The sequence below is a fragment of the Kitasatospora arboriphila genome, from assembly GCF_039528095.1.
GTDB lineage: Bacteria > Actinomycetota > Actinomycetes > Streptomycetales > Streptomycetaceae > Kitasatospora > Kitasatospora arboriphila.
In genome coordinates this window covers 77,811-100,607 of the sequence record NZ_BAAALD010000018.1, presented here as the reverse complement: position 1 = coordinate 100,607, position 22,797 = coordinate 77,811, and the positions used below count along the sequence as shown (strand labels likewise).

General features: G+C 72.1%; 16 protein-coding genes and 1 pseudogene. 4 read left to right on the top strand and 13 right to left on the bottom strand.

Annotated features, from left to right (window positions below):
• Window positions 1-47: 47 nt before the first annotated feature.
• From ABD353_RS12610 to ABD353_RS12600, 3 genes are all read right to left on the bottom strand, one after another.
• Window positions 48-2,942, bottom strand: coding sequence for an AfsR/SARP family transcriptional regulator (locus ABD353_RS12610; protein ID WP_344623638.1), 2,895 nt, complete (start codon window positions 2,940-2,942; stop codon window positions 48-50).
• Between the two features lie 220 nt (window positions 2,943-3,162).
• The gene (locus ABD353_RS12605; RefSeq protein WP_344623640.1) at window positions 3,163-3,438 is read right to left on the bottom strand and encodes a hypothetical protein; all 276 of its coding nucleotides are present in this window, start codon (window positions 3,436-3,438) and stop codon (window positions 3,163-3,165) included.
• A gap of 133 nt (window positions 3,439-3,571) precedes the next feature.
• On the bottom strand, window positions 3,572-5,032 hold the full coding sequence (locus tag ABD353_RS12600; RefSeq protein WP_344623629.1) for an AfsR/SARP family transcriptional regulator: 1,461 nt from the start codon (window positions 5,030-5,032) through the stop codon (window positions 3,572-3,574).
• A gap of 219 nt (window positions 5,033-5,251) precedes the next feature.
• Here ABD353_RS12600 and ABD353_RS12595 point away from each other — a divergent pair.
• Window positions 5,252-5,362 (top strand): annotated as a pseudogene (locus ABD353_RS12595) (family 1 glycosylhydrolase); the annotation flags it as partial.
• Between the two features lie 69 nt (window positions 5,363-5,431).
• Here ABD353_RS12595 and ABD353_RS12590 read toward each other — a convergent pair.
• Entirely contained in the window at window positions 5,432-5,779 is a 348-nt protein-coding gene (locus ABD353_RS12590) for a hypothetical protein (RefSeq protein WP_344623628.1), read from the bottom strand.
• Window positions 5,780-5,873: 94 nt separating this feature from the next.
• Window positions 5,874-7,619: an aa3-type cytochrome oxidase subunit I gene (gene ctaD, locus ABD353_RS12585; protein WP_344623627.1), complete on the bottom strand. Its 1,746-nt coding sequence runs from the start codon at window positions 7,617-7,619 to the stop codon at window positions 5,874-5,876.
• Window positions 7,620-7,976: 357 nt separating this feature from the next.
• On the opposite strand from ctaD, the gene ABD353_RS12580 reads away from it, so the two are divergent.
• Window positions 7,977-9,110 (top strand): PP2C family protein-serine/threonine phosphatase, encoded by a 1,134-nt coding sequence (locus ABD353_RS12580; RefSeq protein WP_344623626.1) that lies wholly within the window; start codon window positions 7,977-7,979, stop codon window positions 9,108-9,110.
• Window positions 9,111-9,204: 94 nt separating this feature from the next.
• Here the strand turns inward: ABD353_RS12580 and ABD353_RS12575 are convergent, their stop codons facing one another.
• The 5 genes from ABD353_RS12575 to ABD353_RS12555 all read right to left on the bottom strand — a co-directional run bounded on the left by ABD353_RS12575 (window position 9,205) and on the right by ABD353_RS12555 (window position 14,095).
• Window positions 9,205-9,657 carry a MaoC family dehydratase gene (locus tag ABD353_RS12575; RefSeq protein ID WP_344623625.1) on the bottom strand — a complete coding sequence of 151 codons (453 nt, stop codon included), beginning with the start codon at window positions 9,655-9,657 and terminating at the stop codon, window positions 9,205-9,207.
• A 24-nt stretch (window positions 9,658-9,681) separates the two neighbouring features.
• Entirely contained in the window at window positions 9,682-10,437 is a 756-nt protein-coding gene (fabG, locus tag ABD353_RS12570; protein ID WP_344623624.1) for a 3-oxoacyl-ACP reductase FabG, read from the bottom strand.
• Window positions 10,438-10,441: 4 nt separating this feature from the next.
• On the bottom strand, window positions 10,442-11,128 hold the full coding sequence (locus ABD353_RS12565; protein WP_344623623.1) for an HAD family hydrolase: 687 nt from the start codon (window positions 11,126-11,128) through the stop codon (window positions 10,442-10,444).
• On the bottom strand, window positions 11,125-12,342 hold the full coding sequence (locus ABD353_RS12560) for an acetyl-CoA C-acetyltransferase (RefSeq protein ID WP_344623622.1): 1,218 nt from the start codon (window positions 12,340-12,342) through the stop codon (window positions 11,125-11,127). Before ABD353_RS12560 ends, ABD353_RS12565 begins: the two co-directional genes overlap by 4 nt.
• A 226-nt stretch (window positions 12,343-12,568) precedes the next feature.
• The gene (locus ABD353_RS12555; RefSeq protein WP_344623621.1) at window positions 12,569-14,095 is read right to left on the bottom strand and encodes a long-chain-fatty-acid--CoA ligase; all 1,527 of its coding nucleotides are present in this window, start codon (window positions 14,093-14,095) and stop codon (window positions 12,569-12,571) included.
• Window positions 14,096-14,304: 209 nt separating this feature from the next.
• Here ABD353_RS12555 and ABD353_RS12550 point away from each other — a divergent pair, with 209 nt between their 5' ends.
• Window positions 14,305-14,949, top strand: a complete 645-nt coding sequence (locus ABD353_RS12550; RefSeq protein WP_344623620.1) for a TetR/AcrR family transcriptional regulator — start codon at window positions 14,305-14,307, stop codon at window positions 14,947-14,949.
• Between the two features lie 29 nt (window positions 14,950-14,978).
• Here the strand turns inward: ABD353_RS12550 and ABD353_RS12545 are convergent, their stop codons facing one another.
• Window positions 14,979-16,136 carry an acyl-CoA dehydrogenase family protein gene (locus tag ABD353_RS12545; protein WP_344623619.1) on the bottom strand — a complete coding sequence of 386 codons (1,158 nt, stop codon included), beginning with the start codon at window positions 16,134-16,136 and terminating at the stop codon, window positions 14,979-14,981.
• Between the two features lie 226 nt (window positions 16,137-16,362).
• Here ABD353_RS12545 and ABD353_RS12540 point away from each other — a divergent pair, with 226 nt between their 5' ends.
• Window positions 16,363-17,586, top strand: a complete 1,224-nt coding sequence (locus ABD353_RS12540) for a PucR family transcriptional regulator (protein ID WP_344623618.1) — start codon at window positions 16,363-16,365, stop codon at window positions 17,584-17,586.
• 140 nt (window positions 17,587-17,726) lie between these two features.
• Here the strand turns inward: ABD353_RS12540 and ABD353_RS12535 are convergent, their stop codons facing one another.
• Both ABD353_RS12535 and ABD353_RS12530 read right to left on the bottom strand, forming a co-directional pair.
• A complete protein-coding gene (locus ABD353_RS12535; protein WP_344623617.1) occupies window positions 17,727-19,559 on the bottom strand; it encodes an alpha-keto acid decarboxylase family protein in 1,833 nt (610 codons plus the stop codon).
• The gene (locus tag ABD353_RS12530; RefSeq protein WP_344623616.1) at window positions 19,556-21,664 is read right to left on the bottom strand and encodes a flavin monoamine oxidase family protein; all 2,109 of its coding nucleotides are present in this window, start codon (window positions 21,662-21,664) and stop codon (window positions 19,556-19,558) included. The genes ABD353_RS12535 and ABD353_RS12530 overlap by 4 nt, the downstream gene beginning before the upstream one ends.
• Between the last annotated feature and the right edge of the window lie 1,133 nt (window positions 21,665-22,797).

The window sequence follows — 22,797 nt, the reverse complement described above, 5'->3', positions numbered from 1 at the left end:
CCCCACTGGCCCCGGTCCGGTTGACCGGGGCACGACAGAAGGCTCGGTCATGGCGATGGACATTCGATGAGCACGCCGAGCAGCTGCTCGGTATCGGCCGCGTCGGCGTCGAGGTCCAGCCGCCGGAAGTGCTCGTGTGCCTGTCCGAGGCAGGCACGGGCCCGGCTGCGGTGGCCCAGGTCGGCGAGGGCCTGCCCGAGGGTGCGCAGCACGGTGCCCTCCAGCATCCCGCCGACGCGGCGGGCCTGCGGAAGTGCCTCCTCCGCGGCCCGGACGGCGGCCGTCGGCCGCCCGGCCGTGAGGTGGATCCGGGCGATCAGGCCGCCGGTCGCGGCCTGGAAGGCCGGCATGCCGAAGGACCGGAACCGGGCCAGGGCGGCTTCCGCCCGCTCCAGGGCCCGCGCGAGGTCGCCGCAGAGGTGGAGGATCCGGGCCAGGTAGTAGCTCCCGACGGACGAGGAGATGGACACCTCACCACCGGTCAGCTCGGCACACCGCTCGCCGGCCGTGCGCGCCCGTGCGAGGTGGCCGCACCGTGCGTGGACGTAGCCGAGCTCGCCGAGTGCGAGGCCCTCGGCGGTCTCGTCGTCGAGTTGGTGGAACAGCGACGAGGCCTCTTCGAGTGGACCGATCGCCGCCTCGAAGTCGCTCAGCACCCGCGCGTTCGCCCCGAGCAGCTGGAGGACGTTGGCGCGCAGTCGGCGCAGCGCTGCCCCCGCGCACAGCGGCAGGCAGCGGCGGAGCTCCTCACCCGCCGCCGCGTAGGAGCCGGCGTGCCAGAGCATGCTGCCGCGGACCGAGCGGGCGAGCGCCTCGGCGTCCCGTTCGCCGCGGGCCGGCGCGGCTTCGGCGACCCGGGCCGCCAGGTCGCCGACCGTGGTCGCGTAGTCGCGGCCGAAGAGGATCGAGCCCATCTTGTCCGTCAGGTCGGCGGCCTGGGCGAGCGGCAGGGCCGGGTCCTGGCAGGCCCGGTGGATCACGGCCTGGTGGAGTTCGGTCTGGTCGCGCAGCCAGGCGGTGGCGTCCTCCACCGTGTCGAAGGTCCTGCCGGGCGCGGCGGTCTCCGCGGTGATCAGGCTGCGACGGGTGTGCTCGACGTGGTGGGCGGTCGCCTCGGCGTTCCGGGCGGTGGCCAGGCAGGAGGCCAGCAGCCGGGCGTACGCGGCCGAGACCTCCGCCGGGTCGTCCTCGTCGGCGCCGCGCCGGCGGGCGAAGACCCGCAGCAGGTCGTGGAGCCCGTACCGGTCGGCGGCCGGCGAGTTCAGCAGGTTCAGGTCGACCAGGGTCTCCAGGAGCTCGCGGGTGCGCTCCGGGGCGCGGTCGAGCAGCGCTGCGGCCGGGCCCAGGCCGAGCACCGGCGTGTCCGGGAGGGCGAGCAGCCTCAGGGCGCGGGCCCGTTCGCCGTCGAGCCGGGCGTAGGAGAGCGCCAGGACGGGCTCCACCGCCGTGTGGTGGTGGGCGAGTTCGGCGAGTCGGGTCTGCTCGTCGGCCAGGGCGGAGGCCAGGCCGGCCAGGGACTGCGCAGGGTCGGCGGCCAGCCGGGAGCCGGCCACCCGTACGGCCAACGGCAGCAGGCCGCAGGCCGTGACGATCGCGGTGGCGGCCTCGGGCTCGGCCTCGGTCCGGGCGCGGCCGGCGGCGGTGGCGAGCAGGTCCAGCGCCTCGGCCGGTTCCATCGCGTCGAGGTGGAGGTGGTGGGCGCCCGGGAGGCCGGTCAGCCAGACCCGGCTGGTGACCAGGACTGCGCAGGTCCGAGCGCCGGGCAGCAGCGGGGCGGTCTGCTCGGCGGAGGCCGCGTCGTCGAGCAGCACCAGGAGGCGGCGGCCGGCCACGGTGGTGCGGTAGAGCGCGGCGCGTTCGGCCGGGTCTGCCGGGATCTCCCGGTCCGCGACGCCGAGCGAGGCCAGCAGCAGGCCGAGTGCCTCGGCCGGGTCGAGCGGGTCGGCCTGGGCGCCGCGCAGGTCCAGGTGCAGTCGGCCGTCGGGGAACCGCTCGCGCAGGGCGTGGGCGACGTGGACGGCCAGGCTGGTCTTTCCGGCACCCCCGATTCCGTTGACTGCCGAGATGACCACGGCGCCCGGGGCGGGGCGGGTGAGCGCGGCGGTCAGCTCCGCGACGGCGCCCTGCCGGCCGGTGAAGTCGACGAGGGGAGTGGGAAGTTGTTCCGGCACCGGCAGGCGGCCGGAGTCCGCCCCTCGGTCGGGAACCGGCGGGTCGTGGGCAGCGACCGAGCGGCCCACAAGGCGGGTGGCCGTGCCGAGGGTGGGGTCGGCCCGTCGAATCCGCGCGTGCAGCGCGTCGAGCTCCGGGCAGTCCAGCCCCTCGGCGTGGTAGTCGCGCCGGGCATCGGCGTACACGGCCCGCGCCTCGGCCGGGCGGTCCGCCAGGTGGTACTCCAGCATCAGCAGGGCGCGGAACCGCTCGCGGAACGGGTGGGCGAACACGGCCTGGTCGAGCTCGACCAGGCAGGACGGGTTGTCCCCCAGGTCGACGTCCAGGGCGAGCTTCGCCTCCAGTACCGCCACCCGGCGTTCGGCCAGGTGGCGGCGCAGCTCGACGGCATGTCCTCCGGGCAGTCCGGCCAGCGGCTCGCCCTCGTGCAGGGCCAGCGCCCGGGCCAACAGGTCACGGGCCCGCGGCCGGTCGGCGGCGATGCGGAGGTCCTCCGCCCGCGCGACGAGGCGGTCGAAGGCGACGGAGTCCAGTGACTCGGCGGGGACGTCGAGGCGGTAGCCGCCGTCGACGGTGACCAGGAGGTGGTCGGCGTGGTGGTTGCGCAGCGTGCGACGCAGCCGGTAGGCGTGGGTGGCCAGGACGGACCTGGGCCGGGCAGGCGGGTTGTCCTCGTCGAAGATGCCCTCGGCGAGGCGGGCGGCGGTCAGCGGCCGCCCCGGGTGGGCGAGCAGCATGGCGAGGAAGGCCTGCTGTTGGCTGCGGCCCAGGTCGAGCCGGTGGTCGCCGACCCGGGCGGTGAGCGGACCGAGCAGGTGGAAGTGCAGGTCCGGCGTGCCGGAGGGGGTGCGTTCGGCGGCGGGTGCGGGCTCGGCGGCGATGACGGCGCTCCCGGAGGCTCGTCGGGCCCCGGGTGGGCGGCGCGCCGGGGCTGGTGGATGGCGGTGGCGCGTGGGGGTGCACAGCGGGCTGAGGGCCGGGCGCCGGGGCTCAGTGGTGCCCCGGCACCGGCCGGACGACGTGGGGGCTCTCGGTGGAGCCCGGGTCGGCGATCGTGCCGCGGAGCGGGTCGGCGGCGCGCCCGACCGCCTCGGTGTCGCAGCCGGCCGTGCTGGACGCCCGCGTCGCGTACCGGGCGGACCGGTTGCCGTTCGGTGCGTAGCGGGCCACCGGGCGGCCGTCGCCCTGCATGATCGGGCGCGCCTCGCCGTGCTCGGCGGCGGTGCCGGCCGGCGTGCGGTTGATGCATGTGATGGTCCCACTCATCAGTTCGTCCTCTTCCCGTCGCCGGAGATTCCGGGCGGCTTACCTGATCGGACGGTGATCGCGGCTGCCGACGGGATTTTGTGATGCGCCGGTTGACGAGGGATGAACGCTCACGTTTATTCGCAGACGGATGCTATTCGCGAGGGTGTGAAAGGAGGGCGGAAATCGGCCAGGCGGGACGGCGCGCCAAGCGGCTCGCGGCCAGGCGCAGCGCGCGGGGCTGATGGTCGCACGCAGCGGCCAGGGCCCGGGCCGCGCCCGGTTCCCGGGCCAGGCGCCCGGGGCCCAGGGCGCGGGACAGCAGTTCGATCCCCTCGTCGGGCGTCATCCGGCCGACGGTGACGGTGCGTCCACCGGGCAGCGGTCGTCCGGCGGTGACGAGAGCCGCGCTTCCGGGCTCGGCCGGCAACAGCGGGCGGACCTGCTCGGCATCGACGGCGCCGTCGAGCAACACCAGGACGCGCCGTCCGGCGAGCAAGTGGAGGTAGAGCGCGCGCAGGTCGGCGAGGCCCGGCGGGACGGCCGGCTCCTCGACGCCCAGGGCCCGCACGAAGGCGGCCAGGACGGCGGCCGGGTCCGCGCGGGGGACCTTCCCGTCCAGGTCGGCGTGGAGCTGGCCGTCGGGATAGCCGGGGGCGAGCCGGTGGGCGGCGTGGACGGCGAGCGCACTCTTGCCGTAGCCGGGCGGTCCGGTGACGGTGACCCAGCGTGGGCCCGGCGCGGTCAGGGCGGTGGCGAGCTCGGTCAGCAAGGCCGCCCGGCCGGTGAAGTCGGCGATGTCGGGCGGGAGTTGGAATGGTCGGCGAACCGGGCGGGGGGCGGTCCGGGAGGCCCAGGGCGTCCAGCTCGCCAGGTCCGGGGCCCGGTCGCGGAGGCGTGCCGCCAGAGCCTTTGCCTCGCCGCCGGAGGCGGAGCCGGCGAGCAGGGCGAGGGCCTGCTCGGTGCGGCCGGCCCGGGCCAGCGCGAGCGCGTGGGGGACGACGGTGCCCGGCTTCGGCTCGGGTTCCGCCGTGAGCGTCAGCCCGAGTTCGACGTCGAGTTCGAGCCGGGCCTGCCGGGCCTCCTCCCGGCGCCCGGCCAGCATCCGGCGGTCGTGTTCGGCGTACGGGCCCGGCACGCCGTCCAGGGCCACCGGCGCGGACCACCGGCCGAGCGCGGCTGTGAGCAGGGCGTGGGCCCGCTCGGGCTGTCGGTTCCGGCGGGCGGCGGTGGCGGCGGCGAGCTCGGCGAGGAACACCGTACGGTCGATGTTCGCCGGGTCCGCATCCAGCCGGTACGCCTTGCCGACGTGCCGCAGGACATTGCCGCCCTCGGCGGTGCCGCCCTCGTCGCCCAGGATGTTGCGCAGCCGGTACATGGTGGCGGGCAGCCCCCTGGCCCGGTTCGGCGCCTCGTCACCCTCCTCGCCCCAGACGCCGTCGATGATCTCCGCGACGGGCACCGGCCGCCCGGCGTGGGCGAGCAGGACGGCGAGCACCGCGCGGTCCCGAGCCCGGTTCAGCCGCAGCTCCCGATCGCCGCGCCGGGCCCTGAGCGTTCCAAGCGTGCTAAAGTGCAGCTCCAGGGATCCTCCTTGCGCGACCGAATCCGACATCCGGTCATGTTACGGAGGCGATGAGCGCCGACAAGCGGGCCGGTCGGTATCACGCCATCGCCCGCCGGGCGCGGTGACCCGTCGGAAGCGGCGCGCGAAGTCGCCGGTCCGGTCGAACCTCTCGACCTCGCTGCCGAACGGCCGACTCGAAGGAGGGCGGCAGCGTGCAGTCATGGTCCCGCGACAACGACGGCCTGTTCGGCGAGCCGAGGGCTACCGGCCGAGGGCGACCACCAGCGCTTCGGCCTCGTCCATGTCGACTTCGAGACGCGGCAGCGCACCCCGAAGGCCTCGTACGCCTGGTACCGCGACCTGATCGCCGTTCATCGGGCCGGGAGTGCACGGTGGCCGGGCGGTGGCACCGGCCCCTTCGCGCAGCAGTGCGGTCCCGGCGGTGGATCACCGCCAGGAGCGTGTCATCACCACGGCGGCAGCCGCTCCCAGGGCCATGGCGAAGGGGAGCAGGGCGACGACGCCGAACCTCAGGCGGCGGTACCGGTCCTCGTACTCGCTCCGCAGGTCCCGGCAGCGCTGCGCGATGTGGGTGACGACCTGGCGGGACACCTGGAGGCGACTTTCGGTGTACGCGTGTTCGACCTCCTCGCGCTGGCCGGTCGTGAGCCAGGGAAACAGCTCGGTGAACGCTGCGGCGTCCCGCTGGGCCGTGGCGATCTCCGCCTGCCACAGCAAGTAGCCCTCCAGCTGCCGCAGGCTGCCGGCGATGGTGTCGGTGGTGTCTTCGTTCATCACGAACCTCACGGACGGCAGGTGGGTGGCTGCGCCGTCCTGCGGGACCGTGTTCCCGCAGGACGGCGGTCGTCGGCTTCGCCGGGACCGGTGGTCAGGCGTCGCCGCCGGGGCGGGGCCCGCGGCGTTGCGGAACGTCGTACTCGGCGGGGGTCACGCCGGTGAGGTGCTTGGCGGGCTCGCCGTGGTTGTCGAGGTAGTCGCGGGCGGCGATGTCGGGGTGGTGCAGGTCGAACGCCGGGGATTCGGAGCGGATGCGCGGCAGGGTGAGGAAGTTGTGCCGCGGCGGCGGGCAGGAGGTCGCCCACTCCAGCGAGCGGCCGTAGCCCCACGGGTCGTCCACCTCGAGCTTCTCGCCGTACTTGGCCGTCTTCCAGACGTTGTAGAGGAACGGCAGGATCGACAGGCCGAGCAGGAAGGCGCCGACGGTGGAGACGGTGTTCAGCGTGGTGAAGCCGTCCGAGGCGAGGTAGTCCGCGTAGCGGCGCGGCATGCCCTCCGCGCCGAGCCAGTGCTGGACGAGGAAGGTGGTGTGGAAGCCGACGAACAGCGTCCAGAAGCAGATCTTGCCGAGACGCTCGTCGAGCATCTTGCCGGTCATCTTCGGCCACCAGAAGTGGAATCCGCCGAACATCGCGAACACCACCGTGCCGAACACCACGTAGTGGAAGTGCGCCACGACGAAGTACGAGTCCGAGACGTGGAAGTCGATCGGCGGCGCTGCCAGCAGAACGCCCGTCAGGCCGCCGAAGAGGAAGGTGACCAGGAAGCCGACCACCCAGAGCATCGGCGTCTCGAAGCTCAACGAGCCCTTCCACATGGTGCCGACCCAGTTGAAGAACTTCACGCCGGTCGGCACCGCGATCAGGAAGGTCATGAAGGAGAAGAACGGCAGCAGCACCTGCCCGGTGACGAACATGTGGTGCGCCCACACCGTGACCGAGAGGCCGGCGATCGCGATGGTGGCGGCGATCAGGCCGGAGTAGCCGAACATCGGCTTGCGGCTGAAGACCGGGACGATCTCCGACACGATGCCGAAGAACGGCAGCGCGATGATGTAGACCTCGGGGTGGCCGAAGAACCAGAACAGGTGCTGGTAGAGCATGGCGCCGCCGTTGGCCGGGTCGAAGACGTGCGCCCCGTACTTGCGGTCGGCCTCCAGCGCGAGGAAGGTCGCGGCGAGCACCGGGAAGACCAGGATCACCAGCACGGCCGTCAGCAGGACGTTCCAGCAGAAGATCGACATCCGGAACATCGTCATGCCGGGGGCGCGCATGCAGATGATGGTGGTGATGAAGTTGACCGAGCCGAGGATGGTGCCGAAGCCGGAGAAGGTCAGCCCCATGATCCACATGTCCCCGCCGATGTTCGGGGAGTGCACCTGGTCGGAGAGCGGCGGGTAGGAGAACCAGCCGAAGTCGGGTGCGCCCTGCGGGGTGAGCAGGCTGGCGACGACGATCAGTGAGCCGAACAGGTAGAGCCAGTAGGCGAACATGTTCAGCCGGGGGAAGGCGACGTCCGGCGAGCCGATCTGCAGCGGCATGAACCAGTTGGCGAAGCCCGCGAACAGCGGGGTCGCGAACATCAGCAGCATCGCGCCGCCGTGCAGCGTGAACAGCTGGTTGAACTGCTCGTTCGAGATGATCTGGTTGCCGGGGCGGGCGAGTTCGGCGCGCATCACCAGGGCCATCACACCCGCGACCAGGAAGAAGGCGAACGACGTCCCCAGGTACAGCGTCCCGATCTTCTTGTGGTCCGTGGTGGTGAGCCATTGCACGAGAACTCTGCCCCGGCCCCGTGGCTGCGCACTCACCTCTGCCGTTTCCGTCCCAGCGGTCATCGGTTAAGCACTCTCCTCGCCGTTTTGCCCTGATCGCCACCATCATGGTGGAGTCGGGCCGCTGCGCACGGTGAACGGCAGGTGGATCCGTGTCGGTATCACCCGTTTGCCGTCGGTCCGAGCTGCCCGACGTGGCGTCCGGCGTCTCGGCGGCGCACCCGGGAGCCGTCCTGCGCCCGGTGCCGCGACCTGATCACCGGGTACCGGGAGAGCCGTGGGCGGGAGCGGGGTCGAGCGGAAGGGCCGCTGACCGGGGCCGTCGGCAGCCCGTCGTGGCGTACGCCGTACGGGCGGCCTGCCGCGAAGCCCGTACGTACCGGATGCTCCGGCCCCTGGGCGCGGCGCATTCTTGAGGGCATGGACGTCGAACGGCGCTCGGGCGGCGAGAGGCCGTGGGGTCGGGTCCCGGCCCTGGTGCTGGTGCCCGTCGGTCTCCTCGTGGTGCTCGTCGTGGTGATCGCCCGGTCGCCCGACTCGGTCCGTCTGGGACCGCTGCTCGTGATCGCCCCCGCACTGACCCCGTCCTTCGCCGGGCCGCGGGTGACCGCCGTCGTCGCCGCGCTCACCGTCGCCGCCGGTGTCCTCGTCGCCGTCCTGCGCGGCGGCCTGACCGCCGGCTACCACCCGGCGCAGCTCGCCGCACTCGCCGCACTGTCCCTGATGATCGTGGTCTTCGCGGTGGTCCGGGAGCGCCGCGACCGGCAGCTCGCTCGCGCCCAGTCGGTGGCCGAGGCCGCCCAGCGCGCTCTGCTGCGCCCGATTCCCGAGCGGATCGGTCCGCTGCAGATCGCGACCGTTTACCTGGCCGCCGAGCACGAGGCGCAGATCGGCGGTGACCTCTACACGGCGACCCGTACGGACGGCGGGGCGCGGATGATCGTCGGGGACGTCCGGGGGAAGGGCCTGGCCGCCGTCGGGGAGTCCGCCCTGTTGCTCAGCGCCTTCCGGCTCGTCGCCGCCCAGCACGCCACGCTGCCCGACCTCGCCCGGACACTGGACCACAACGTCAGCCGGTACCTGCTCGACTTCGCCCAGACCGACCGGGAGACCGCCGAGCACTTCGTCACCGCCCTGCTCCTGGACATCCCCGACGACGCCCCGGTGGCCCGCATGACCAACTGCGGGCACCCGCCACCGCTGCTGCTGCGCCACGACCGCGTGATCGGACTCGACGGCGGCGGTAGCGCGCCGCCCCTGGGCCTCGGTGTCCTGGCGGCCGCCGACTACCCGGACGACGCGTTCCCCTTCGAGATCGGGGACACGCTCCTGCTCTACACCGACGGCGTGGTCGAAGCCCGTGACCGTTCCGGTGTGTTCTACCCGTTCGCGGACCGGGTCGCCCGGTGGGCCGGCAGCACGCCGGAGGCGCTGGTCAAGCACATCCGCCGTGACCTGCTGGCTCACGCCGGTGGGCGGCTCGGCGACGACGCGGCCGTCGTCGCCATCCGGCGTACGGACGGGTCCGAGCACCGCCTGCACGGGCTGCTGTAGACGGCCCACCGACGTGGCCGGCCGGCTGCCCGGTGCGGCGGCCGCGGCTCCGCCGCCGGCAGGCCGCCCACGGAGCCGCCTGCGGCCGGGGCGATCAGGGCACCAGGATGCTGACGGTCTCCACGACGCAGGCCGGCTTGTCGAGGCCCTCCACCTCGACGGTCACCCTCGCCGTCGCCTGGTGGCCACCGCCGCCGGGCACCACCGACAACAGCTCCACCCCGGCGCGCACGTTGGAGCCCACCGGGACGGGGGACGGGAAACGGAGCTTGTTGGCCCCGTAGTTGACGCCCATGCTCAGCCCCTCGACCCGGTACACCTGCCAGACCAGCATCGGCACCAGCGACAGCGTGAGATAGCCGTGCGCGATGGTGGAGCCGAACGGACCCTGCGCCGCCTTCGCGGGGTCGACGTGGATCCACTGGTGGTCGCCGGTCGCCTCCGCGAAGGTGTCGATCTGCTGCTGGGTGACGGTGTGCCAGTCGGAGTACCCGAGGTGGGTGCCGGCCGCCTGCGCGAGCTGTTCGATGCCGTGGAAGGTCTTCATGTGCTCTCTCTCCTCGTTCTCCGCTCAGTCCTGCGGTCCGCCGGCGACGTAGAGGACCTGGCCCGAGACGAACCCGGCGCCCTCGCCGGCGAAGAACGACACCGCGTGCGCGATGTCCTCGGGCCTGCCGGTACGGGCGACCGGGATCTGCGTTGCTGCGGCCGCCTTGAACTCGTCGAAGGTCATGCCGATCCGGCGCGCGGTCTCGGCCGTCATCTCGGTCTCGATGAACCCGGGGGCGATCGCGTTGGCCGTGACGCCGAACCTCCCGAGCTCGATGGCGAGCGTCTTGGTGAAGCCCTGGATCCCGGCCTTGGCCGCGGAGTAGTTGGCCTGGCCGCGGTTGCCCAGTGCAGAGGTGCTCGAAAGGTTGACGATCCGGCCCCAGCCGGCCTCGGTCATGTGGCCCTGGACGGCACGGGTCATCAGGAACGAGCCGCGCAGGTGAACGTTCATGACCGCGTCCCAGTCGTCGGCGGTCATTTTGAACAGCAGGTTGTCGCGGGTGATGCCGGCGTTGTTGACCAGCACGGTGGGCGCGCCCAGCTCCCGGGCGATCCGGTCCACGGCGCCCTGCACGCCCGGCTCGTCCGCCACGTCCACCCCGACGGCCAGCGCCCGGCCCCCGGCGGCCTCGATCTCCTCGACGACCGGCTTGCAGGCCTCCTCGTCCAGGTCGATGACCGCGACGGACAGGCCGTCGGCCGCGAGCCGCTTCGCGACGCCTGCTCCGATGCCGCGGGCCGCTCCGGTGACGACGGCGGTACGAGTGGTGTTCATTGTGTCAACTCCGCTTCGAGTCATGGGTGTTGGTGGTAGGGGTCGGGAGCGGCCGTCGGGACAGGCCGGGGATCAGGTCGGCGAGCGCGGCCCGGGTGGTGCCGGCGTCGGTGTGGAGCAACGCCTGCATGCCGACCGCACGGGCGCCGAGCACGTTCGGCTCGGCGTCGTCGACGAACAGCGCCCGCTCGGGCGGCACTCCGAGCAGGTCCAGGGTGAACCGGTAGATCGGGGCCAGCGGTTTGCGCAGGCCGACCTCGCCGGAGATCACGACGGGATCGAAGAGCGGGTCGATCCGCTCGCGCGGGTAGGTGTTGCCCCAGCTGTTGGACAGCAGGGCCACCCGGATCCCGAGGTCGCGCAGCTCACCGGCCAACTCGAACATCGCCGGGTCGGGCCGCATCCCGGCGAACAGGCGGGCGAGGACGCCGACCGGCTCGACCGGCGCGCCGTGAACGGTGACCAGTTCGGCGGCGAGCAGTGCGTCGAACTCGTCGATCGTCAGCTCGCCGGTCTCCAGCCGGTGGACGGGGGTGCCGTCCTCGGCGTCGCGGGACAGCCAGGCCCTGAGCGTCCGGGAGAAGGACTCCGGCCGGATGCCGTCGGCCTGCAGCCATGCCGCGATCGAGTTCCGGACCGGTCCGGTGAGGACGCCGCCGTAGTCGAGGACCACGGCCTCCACGGTGGTCACGAGAGCCGCTCCAGCACCATCGCCATGCCCTGGCCGCCACCGACGCACATGGTCTCCAGGCCGAACTGCTTGTCGTGCCACTGCAGCGAGTTGATCAGGGTGCTGGTGATCCGGGCGCCGGTCATGCCGAACGGGTGGCCGACGGCGATGGCACCGCCGTTCACGTTGAGCCTGTCCTCCGGCACGCCGAGGTCGCGCGCCGACGGGATGACCTGGGCGGCGAACGCCTCGTTGATCTCGACCAGGTCGATGTCGCCGATGGCCAGGCCGGCACGTGCCAGGGCCTGCTTCGAGGCCTCGACCGGCCCCAGGCCCATGATCTCCGGGGACAGCGCCGAGACGCCCGTGCTCACGATCCGCGCCAGCGGGGTGATGCCGAGCTCCCTGGCCCGCGTGTCCGACATGACGACGAGGGCGGCGGCGCCGTCGTTCAGGGGGCAGCAGTTGGCGGCGGTGACGGTGCCGTCGGGGCGGAAGACGGGCTGCAGCTGGGAGACCGTGTCGAGGGTGACCCCGGCCCGTGGCCCGTCGTCCTCGGTCACCCGGCTGCCGTCGGGCAGGGTCACCGGGGTGATGTCGCGCTCCCAGAAGCCGTCGGTGATCGCCTTCTCGGCCAGGTTCTGGCTGCGCACGCCGAAGGCGTCCTGTTCCGCGCGGCTGATGCCCTTGAACTGCGCGACGTTCTCGGCCGTGTGGCCCATGGCGATGTACGCGTCCGGCAGTTGGCCCTCGGTGCGCGGGTCCACCCACGTCCGGCCGCCCTCGGCGAACCGCTCGGTGCGGGCCTCGGCCTCGGCGAAGACCGGGTTCCTGGTGCCGGGCAGTCCGTCCGCGTTGCCCTGGGTGTAGCGGCTGACGGTCTCCACGCCGGCGGAGACGAACACCTCGCCCTCGCCGGCCCTGATCGCGTGCAGTGCCATCCGGGTGCTCTGCAGGCTGGACGAGCAGTAGCGGTTCACCGTGGTGCCGGGGACCGAGTCCAGTCCGGCGAGGACGGCAACGATGCGCGCCATGTTGAAGCCGGACTCGCCGGCCGGCTGGCCGCAGCCGAGTACCAGGTCGTCGATCGTCCCCGGGTCGAGCTGGGGCACCTTGGCGAGGGCGGCCCGGACCATCTGGACGGTGAGGTCGTCGGGGCGCAGTTCCTTCAGCGAGCCCTTGAAGGCCCGGCCGATCGGCGAGCGGGCAGTGGCAACGATGACGGCTTCGGGCATGGCTTTCCCTTCGGCACTTACTAAGCGCTTGCTTAGTTCCTCAGGCTGCAGCAGATGCGACACGGGCGTCAACAGGACCGATTCAGCGGCTCGGTGTGGACCGCGTCACATGCCCGGCGGCCGGCGGGGGCAGCGGCGGCGATCGCCGGGAAAGCGTTCTCGCGGCGCGAGGGCATGCCGAAGCTCCGCCGCAGCACGGGTCAACTGCGGCGGAGCGTCGGGTGGTTCACGATTGGGAGCGGAGTGCCTTCTTGAGGATCTTCCCGGTCGGCCCCTTGGGCAGTGCGTCGACCAGGCGTACCTCGCGCGGGTACTTGTACGCGGCGACCCTGTCCTTGCAGTAGGCGGCGATCTCCTCCGGTGTGGCCGACGCACCGGGCTTGAGCGCGACGTAGGCCAGGACGTCCTCGCCGAGCCTCTCGTGGGGCCTGCCGACGACGGCCGCCTCGGCCACCGCCGGGTGCGTGAACAGGACCTCCTCCACCTCGCGCGGGTAGACGTTGTAGCCGCCGCGGATGATCAGGTCCTTCTTGCGGTCGACGACGAACAGGTATCCGTCCTCGTCGGCGTAGGCGAGGTCGCCGGTGTGGAACCATCCGTTCCTGAACGCCTCGGCGGTGGCTTCGGGCCTCTTGTAGTAGCCCTTCATGACGTTGTGGCCGCGGACGACGATCTCGCCGACGTGGTCGGGCCCCGGTGGCAGCTCCTCGTCGTTCTCGTCGACCACCCGTACCTGAACGCCCCAGATGGGCCTGCCGATCGAGAGCACCTTCCGGGCCTCGGCACTGGTGTTGAACGTCGTGGTGCTCGCCGTCTCCGACAGCCCGTAGCCCTCCAGGACCACGACGCCCGGGAACCTCTCCTCGAAGGCGCGGATCACTTCACCGGGGATCGCGGCTCCGCCGGAGACTCCGACCCGCAGCGAGCGGAGGTCCCGGCCGGAGGTGTCGGCCGACAGGAGGGCGACGTACATGGTGGGCACGCCGGAGAAGACCGTGCAGCCGTGCCGCTCGACGGCGTCGAGCACCGACTCCTGCTCGAACCGGGGTACGAGGGCCATCGTGCCGCCGTACCGCACGCAGGCGTTCAGCACGCTCGACAGCCCGAAGACGTGGAACAGCGGCAGCACCGCCACGGCGACGTCGTCCTCGCGGAAGCCGAACAGTTCTCCGGCGACGGTGCAGTTCATGTAGAGCTGGAAGTGGGTGAGTTCGGCGCCCTTCGGCCGGCCGGTGGTGCCCGAGGTGTAGAGCAGCGCGGCGGTGTCGTCCGCGTCGGTCGGCTCGATCTCGCCGGTGTCCTCGCCGGAGCAGAGCTCGTCGTAGTGGACCGTGCCCGCCGGCAGCCCTGCGCCGCTCGGCGAGGTGACGACGTACGTCGTGACGCCCGCCACCTGCCGTGCGCCCCTGAGCGCCTCGTCGGCGAACGACTCGAAGGTCACCAGCAGCTTCGCGTCGGAGTCGTCGAGGTGGTAGGCGATCTCGGGGGCGCGGAGCAGCGGGTTGAGCGGGACCATCGTCAGTCCCGCCTTGAGGATCCCGAAGTACGTGAACAGGAACTGCGGCACGTTGGGCAGGTGGACGGCGACCTTGTCGCCGCGCTCCAGCCCGAGGGCGCGAAGGCCGTTCGCGACGCGGCCGGAGATCTCGTCGACCTGTGCGTAGCTGAAGGACGTGTCCGCGAAGTGGCACATCGGCTTGTCCGGACGGGCCTGGCGCGACTCCCGGAGCATGGTCGCGAGGTTGAAGCTCATGAGGGCACTCCCGAGGGGATGGGTGCTGTGCGGCCCGGGTGGGCGGGGGCGGCAGTCGGCGGTCCCGGAGGCGGCAGTGGAGAGGGGCGTGGGCGGTCGCCTGCGGTGTGGGCGTGTGACGGAGGCTATGACCCCCACCAGTACTAAGCAAGCGCTTAGTAAGTGTTACTGGCCGGTAATTTCCGCGGCGCGGTTGATAGGGTCGGCGCATGCGTCGGAGCGAGGGAAGATCTGCGTCCACCCCGGCCGCCCTCGCGGACGAGCTGTGGCCCGACGTCCAACCGGAGACCGCCCGCCGGCTGATGGCGGCCGGCCTCGAGTGCTTCGCCCGGCAGGGCTACCACGCCACCACCACGCGCGACATCTCCGCGGCGGCGGGGATGAGCTCGGCGGCGCTCTACGTCCACTTCCCGTCCAAGGCCGCCCTGCTCTTCGAGATCGTGCGGAGCGGCCACGAGCAGATCCTCGCCGTGGTGGACCGGGCCGTCACAGGGGCCGGTGACCCGGTGGTGAGGATGGGCCGGCTGGCCCGGGAGTTCACCGAATGGCACGCCCGCCGCCACGCCGTGGCCCGGGTCGTGGCGTACGAGCTGAAGTCCCTGCCCGAGGACGACTACCGCACCGTGGTGGACCTGCGGCGCAGGATCGAGCACCTCACGCGGGGACTCGTGCGCGAGGGGATCGAGGCCGGTGTGTTCGAGGTCCGCGACGTGCAGGCCGCCGGCCGCGCCGTGCTCTCGCTCGGCATCGACGTCGCACGCTGGTACGAGGACCGCATGCGCACCTCACCCCGGGCCCTGGGGCAGCAGTACGCCGACCTCGTCCTCCGCATGCTGGGCGCCGACCCGGCGTAGTGCCGGCCCGCGGGATGGGCCCGCTGCGGTCACAGGCCCATGGACTTGGCGATGACCGTCTTCATGACCTCGCTGGTGCCGCCGTAGATCCGGAAGACGCGGTTGTCCGTGTAGAGGCGGGCAATGGGGTACTCGAGCATGTAGCCGTAGCCGCCGTGCAGCTGCAGGCACTTGTCGACGACCCGCGACGCCGTCTCGGTGCAGAAGAGCTTGGTGGCGGCGGCGTCGGCGGAGGTGAGTTCCTTCTGCTCGATGAGGTCCAGGGCCCGGTCGCAGAGGGCCTGTGCGGCGGCCACCTCGGCCGCGCACTCGGCGAGGACGAACTTGGTGTTCTGGAAGCCCGAGACGGGCTGCCCGAAGACCGTGCGGTCACGGGTGTAGGCGAGCGCGAAGTCGATCGCGGCCGCGGCGGCGGCCACGGCGGACACGGCGATGCCCAGACGCTCGGGAATCAGGTTGTGGGCGAGGTACGCGAACGCCCTGCCCTCCTCGCCGAGCAGGTTCTCCACCGGCACCTTGACGTCGGTGAAGGACAGCTCGGCGGTGTCCGAGCTGCGCAGGCCGATCTTCTCCAGCTTGCGGCCGACCGCGTAGCCCTCGCTGCCGGTGTCCACGCACAGGATGGACAGGCCGCCGCGGCGGTCGCCCGCCGGGGCCGGGGAGGTGCGGCAGACCACCAGCATCAGGTCGGCGAGGACACCGCCGGTGATGAAGGTCTTCGCGCCGTTGAGCACGTAGTGGGTGCCGTCCTCGGACAGCACCGCGGTGGTGCGGATGCCGGCCAGGTCCGAGCCGGTGCCGGGCTCCGTCATCGCGATCGCCGTCATCATCCGCCCGGAGACGAAGTCGGGCAGCCAGCGCTTCTTCTGCTCGTCGTCGGCGAACTCGAGCAGGTACGGCAGCACCAGACCGGTGTGCACGCCGGAGCCGCCGAAGGACACGCCCGCGCGCATCAGCTCCTCGACCACCACGGCCTGGTACTTGAAGCCGCCGACACCCGAGCCGCCGTACTCCTCCGGGACCTCGATGCCGAAGACCCCCAGGTCGCCGAGCTTGTGGTAGAACTCGCGCGGCGCGTGGCCGGCGGCCTCCCAGGCGTCGTAGTGGGGCACGACCTCGTGGGCGATGAAGTCCCGGATCATCTCCCGGAAGTTCTCGTGGTCCTCGGTGTAGACGGAGCGCTGCACTGCCTGTCCCTCCTCTGTGTCCGGGTGCCCGGGCGACCCCCGGTGGTCTTCGCCGCGGGGCCGCGCGAGGCGGCCGACGGCGGTTTCCGGCGGCCCTGAGCTGCGGTTCTGTCCTGCGACGCGCTCAACCTAGGGTGCGGGCCCGCGCATGGCCAGGTGCATCTGCACAAGACATCGGCCTATGGGTGTGCAACCTGCCCAACATGGTTCGGGCTAGCCTGGGACCATGAAGGACGGCTGGGCGGCGCCCGCGCCCGATGTGGCGGAACACATCCGGGCGACCGCGGAGCGGATGCAGGGCACGTTGGACGAGCTGCTCGCCGAGATCGGTCAGCAGTTGGCCCCCGACACGCCGGAGGCGCCGACCGACCCGGTCATGGCCCAGGAGATCGCCGCGAGCAACCGGGACACCGTCGGGCGCTGGGTACGCGCCAACCGGCTCCGTCCCGGCCGCCCGGTTCCCGCGGACCTGACGGCGCAGATCCTGGACGTGGCGCGCGACATGGTCCGACGCGGCGTCGACGAGCGCTATCTGGTCCAGGGCTACTGGCGCGGGCACAACCTGCTGTGGCGGTACTGGATGCGCGCCGCGCTCGCCGAGCCGGCCCCGCCGGAGGTGCTGGCAGTCTCCCTCGACCTGGCGGCCCGCTCCATGTCCCGGTTCGTGGACCGCACCCTGGCCGGCGTCCAGAAGCACGTGGAGCACGAACGCGACCAGCTCGTCGGCGGCATGCCGGCCCGGCGGCTGGAGACCGTCAACCTCCTGCTGCAGGGCGCGCCGATCGGCGAGGAACGGGCGAGTGCGCGCCTCGGCTACGACCTGCGCCGGCGTCATCTGGCCCTGGTGCTGTGGCACGCGCCCGGCGTGGCGGAGCAGGGCGAGCTGGAGTCCGCGGCCGATGCGATCGCCGAGGCGGCCGGAGCACGGCGGCCCCTCACCGTCGCCGCGGGAATCTCGGTGCTGTGGGCCTGGATCGCGGTTCCCGGGCGGGTGGACACCGAGGTCCTCGCCGAGGCGCTCGCCGCCACGGGCGGCAACGCCCGTGCGGCCGCCGGGATGCCGGGTGACGGTCCCACCGGTTTCCGGCTCAGCCACCAGCAGGCGCTGACCGCCCAGCGGCTGACGTTCCGGATGCACCAGCCGCCCCGTCTCACCGCCTACGAGGACGTCCAGGTCGTCGCCATGGCGGCACACGACGAGGACCAGGCACGCGAGTTCGTCGCCGCCACGCTCGGTGGGCTGGCCGACGCGTCCCCCGAACTCGCCCGGACGCTGCGCGTCTACCTGCAGGAGGACTGCAACGCCGGCCGCGCCGCGCGCCGGCTGTACACCCACCGCAACACGGTCCTCAACCGCATCGCCCGCGCCGACGCCCTGCTGCCCAGGCCGCGTCCCGGACGCGGGCTGCAGATCGGCCTCGCACTGGAGCTGCAGCACTGGCTCGGGTGACACGCACCGGCCCCCGTCGGGGACGGGGGCCGGTGGGCGAGGGCCTAGGAGTTGTCTTCAAAGGGCGCTCGGGTGGTCGATTCACGGGCGCGCGCGGGAGGTGCCCCCACGCGCCCCCATGTGGCATCCGTACGCCTTTGCTAGGTGCACTTCTCGTCGATCTTGTACTGGAGCGCCTTCGGGTAGTCGTGCCGGCTGAGCCGGACGCGGGCCAGGATCGGCGCGTGGTTGAGGTCGTTGCCGGGATCGGCGATGTCCCGCAGGAGCGAGTCGAGCTCGGCGTGGGTGGTGAGTTCGAACCCGTGCATCCGGTCCTTGTCCGTGCCGAAGACCTCGGCCAGCTTCTCGTAGCGCCACGGGTGCAGCACGTTGTAGAAGTCGGCCCCGTTGGACGGCTTCTCCTTGTAGTAGCAGGGGCTGACCAGCATCTGCTCGATGCCGTAGAAGCCCTCGTTGTCCAGGACGAAGACCACCGGCCTCAGATGGTGACGTACGTGGGTGGACAGCTCCTGGCAGATCTCCTGGAACGAGCCGTCCCCGACGAACACGAGCGGGCGCTTCATCGGTTGCTGCCGTCCCAGCGCCACGCCCGTGGCCGCGCCGACGGAGTAGCCGATGGACAGCCAGCTGTTCTGCGCGAGGAAGCCAGCCCGCTCGGTGATCCGCAGGTTCATCGAGCCCAGCAGCGCGAACGCCGCGTCCGAGACCACCGTGAACGGAGAGGGGGCCTGTGGGTCGCCACCGGTGGCCCGGTGCTCCAGGAAGAAGTTGATGTGCTGGAAGAAGCTGTCGTACGTCAGCTCGGGCGGGTACCGGTCGGTGCTCAGCGAGTCCAGGAAGTCGGCCGTGCTGGCCGGGACGTCCAGGCCTGCCGCGTGCGCCAGCGCGAAGTGGTCGGCGGGGAAGGTCTGCCCCGCCAGCGCCTCGCGCAACGCCGTGATGAACCGGCCGAGTTGGACGTCGGGGAAGTATCCGGCGCCGACGCTGACGCCGCCGCGTGCCGCCACGATCCAGTCGTCGCCGATCGACTGCTCGCCGCCGAGGTTCTTGGAGGTGGACCAGATCCCCAGGCCGATCCGGCACCCGGCGTTCTTGAAGGTCGTCCGGATCTCCGGCAGGCTCGCCCTGCCGTTGTAGACGCCGGCGAACAGCGGGTGCCGTTCGGACACCACGGACTTCGCGCCGACCGTGGTGCAGAACTGCATGCGGGTGGTCTGCACGAACTCCAGCAGCTCGTCCTCCAGCCGCCGGCGGACGAGTTCCTCGCCGGCCCAGACGATCGGTGCGCCGAACTTCCCGATCAGCTCCACCGCTGCCGTGACGGCCTTCTCCAGCATCTCCTCGTTGCGCCGGGTGAACGGCCGCTCGTGGGCGCGGAGCTCGCCCTGCGGGGGCTCGCACGGTGCGTGCCAGAGGTCCTCCATGACCTCCAGGTAGACCGGCTTGCGCTCGGTCAGGCACGCGGTGATCGCGCTGTCGATCTGCGAGGGGGCGAGTCCCGGGTTGGAGAGCACCTGTGCGTCCACCGTGACCTGCCGGTAGACGTCCAGGTTGCTCTCCCGGCGCGGGCTCATGTGCGAGGTGAGCAGGCCGACCGCCTGCTGGTTGAGCCACTGTTCGTAGGACGGCGCCGCGTTGATCGCGATCAGTGGCACGTCCTCGACGTAGGCGCCGCCGATGGTGTTGAGGAGGCTGAACGCGCCCACCCCGTAGGTCACCGCCACGGCTCCGACGCCCTGCTCGCGACCGTCCGGGTCGGCGTCGGCGGCCCGCACCCGGGCGTAGGCATCCGCGGCGTAGCCCCCGCCCATCTCGGTCGGGGTGCCGATCCAGCGCACGGCCGTGGTGGCCTGCATGATCGTCAGGAACGGGCCGAGGAAGTCCCCGGGAACCCCGAACAGGTGCCGGATGCCCAACTGTTCGAGTCTGGTGGCCAGGTAGCGGGCCACCGTCCATTCGCCGTCGCCGCTCATCCGCGCAGGGCCTCCTGTCGGCTCTCCCGCCGCAGCCGGACCTCGGGCCGGATCTCCGGTTCCGCCGGGGCCGGCGGCGCCGGTGCCTCGTGGACGGCGACGGCCGCCCGGACGGCGGTCTCCACCGCGCCCTCGATCCAGGCGTGCTTCAGCGAGGCGTGCTCGCCGGCGAAGTGCACCGGGCCCTCCGGCTTGACCACGTCGAGGTGGAAGCTGGTCATCTGGTGCGGGGTGTACACCGCCGCCTCGCCGAAGGCGTACGGGTCGCGCAGCCAGCTCTGGGTCTTCCCGTAGCCGGTGTAGAACACCTCGATCCGCCGACCGTGCACCGACTGGAGGTTGCGCAGCGCGTAGACGTACCGCTCGTCGTCCTCCATGGAGTCCCAGCGCACCGCGTCGTCCGACCAGCTGTAGCTCGCCAGCACCACCCCGCCGCCGTTGCCGTCGGGCACCGGGTGCGAGGGGTAGTACATGAAGCGGTTCGGGTTGTCGGTGGTCGAGCCTCCGCCGAAGCAGTCGGTGGCGGGGCGCACGCTCGCCCGGAGCAGCGGGGTGTGCCGGTACACCTCCCGCTGGCCCCGGCTGATCCGGCGCTCGTCCACGCTCGGGTGCGCGCCGAGCAGCACCTCGGGCAGGTCCCGCGGGGGGCGGTGGCCGTTCTGGGCGGCGGCCACGGCCGCCTCTGCGTCGTCCTCGCCCGCCCGCTGGTAGTACTCGTACAGGCCGGGTGCGATGGTGTCGAGTTCGACCTTCCAGTCGGCCTCGGTGAACTCCCACCACCGGCGGGAGAACTCCAGCAGCACCTTGGTGGCCTGGTCGTAGTGGGTCTCGATGATCGCCCGGCGCTTCTTGTAGGAGAACGGCGGCGTCACCTGGACGAACCGCAGCGCGGAGAACGGGACGGTGACGATCGCGAAGTCGCCCTTCCAGACGGTGGGTTCGGCCTCCGGGTCGTCCTCGGGGACGGTCTCGACGGCGACCTGCGGCCCGACCGGGCCGACGCTCCGGGCTCCCCCGCCGTCCCGGCGCGGGTCCCAGTACTCCATCCGGATCATTCGCTCGCCCATCCGCAGCTCCTCCCGCAGCTCCTCGGCGAGCGCGTCGGGCAGCTTCGAGCTGCCGCCCACGATCTCCCAGTACGTGGCGTTCGGGTTGATGTCGCTGCGGCCCAGGAAGGTGTGGAAGAAGGCCAGGTGCAGCCGCGAGGTCATGTTCTCGATCGTGCCGATCGCCTCGATCGCCTCGTCGCTGAAGCCCGCGTACTCGCGCAGGAAGCGGCCCATCGAGTACCCGTCGAAGTCGCGGATCACCCGGGCCCAGCCGTCCAGCCACTCGGCGAACGGCTTGTTCACCCGCTTGCCGTCCCTGATCACCGAGTAGTAGTCGCGGACCGGCTCCAGGGCCTGGTTGACCATGTCGGCGGCGGTGATCCGCACCTCGTCGCCGGTGAGGTGGAAGCTCTCGTTGACGCAGCTCGGATCGGCGGCGTACTCCTTGCGGCGGGCCTGGACCCGGTTGGTGCGGATCCAGGAGTTGAAGCGTTTGACCGGTTCGCGGAAGTCCGGGCTGTCCGCGCCGTACTTCCAGACCTTGCCGGGTTCGAACGACTCGTAGACCACCGGTGGGACGGGCGCGTTCTGGTTGCCGGTGTCCGGATCGACGTCGACGTTGAAGAACAGCTGCCGTCGCAGGCCGAGGCTGTCGACCAGCGCGAGGGTGAGCGGGTGGAAGCCGGGCAGCCGCATGGCCCCGGCCTCGGCGTACTGCTCCGGGTCGCGGAACGGTCCGTCGACCGCGTCGCCGGTGGACCGGAAGGTCTTGATCCGCCCGCCGACCCGGCTGGCGTTGGCCTCCAGGATGGTGACGTTGTGTCCGGCGTCCTTGAGCAGCTTCCCGGCGACCAGGCCCGCGATGCCCGCGCCGATGATCAGCACGTCCTTGGGTTCGTCGGTCTCCGGAATGCCGTCCTTGATCAGTACGTCGAGGTAGCGGAGCTTCAGGTCCTTGTCGTCCGGACCGACCAGTAACAGCTCGCGCGCCAGCCGCTGGCAGGTCTGCCAGCGGGCGCGTTCACCGGCCGTGCCTTCGATGACGGGGTTCTCCATGGTGTCTCCTCGGGGATGCCCGGCGGTCAGGGACCGACCGGCTTTGTCGGGGGGAGGTGCTCGCCCTCGGCGAGGGGTCGCAGCGTGGTGGTCGAAGGTGTCGGGGCGTGGAGCGCGCCGACGGCGCCGGAGATGCCGTCCGCGCGCCCGATCCCGGCCGTCGGGCGAGGCCGACGGCCTCGTCGAAGCCGCTGGGGACGTGTGCGGGGGCTCCGGCTCTCCGGGGGTGAACTCGGGGCGGCGGACCGGTGCTGCCGGACCAGCCCGAACTGCTGCTCCGGTGGGACCACGTCACGGGCGGACTTCAGCCCGCGGCCCCGGCCGTCGTCCGCTTCACGCTCGAACTCCGGCCGTACGGGATGCCCCGGCGCCTAGGCCGGTGGCTCCTCGGCCTGTCGTCGACGATGCCGGCGAAGGCGCGCGGGCGGGTGTGGCGGAGGCGGGCGATTCGGTGGGACGGGCGGGGGCCGAGGTCACGCTCGGGTCCTCGCGGTGGGTGACGGGCAGAGGTGATCACAGCACGTGAATTCCTCCGTACCCAAAGTAGCTTCGCCGTCGAGGGTCCTGTCAACCGGAGGCGGGCCTCCCGACGGTCTCACGCGGTGTCACCGGACGGGTTCGACCCGGGCGGCTGCCGAAGCCGGAGCCGACTGCGGGGCGCCGGGTCGGGCGGTGCGCCGGCGGTGCCGCGACGTGCGCGGTCTTTCGGGCGGGGTCGGTCGGCCGGGACGATCCGGGTCCGCAGGACACCGGGAGGCAGAGGGCTCCGAGGCGTGCCACCCTGCCCCTCGGAGCCGGGTGCACCCTGCTCGACCGCGCCCCGGCTTCCCGGCGGGGGGTGACAGCCCGTTCGTCGGGCCGAGCGCCACCACCGGCTCCTCGGCCTCGTCCACGTCGACTTCGAGACTCGGCGCCGTACCCCTGAGGCGTCCCACGCCTGGTACCGGGACCTGATCGCCGCCCATCGGGCTTGCCGTTCACTGTGCTTGGGCGGTGCACGGGAGGTGGCATCGGCGGCTGTTGCCGCCGACCGCGACGGTGTGTGGGTCTCGTCGTCATCCAGGGGGCCGAGACAGTCGCACGGTGGGCGGCACACGCCCCGCCTGCGCACCTTCGGCAGCGCGAGCGTCGGT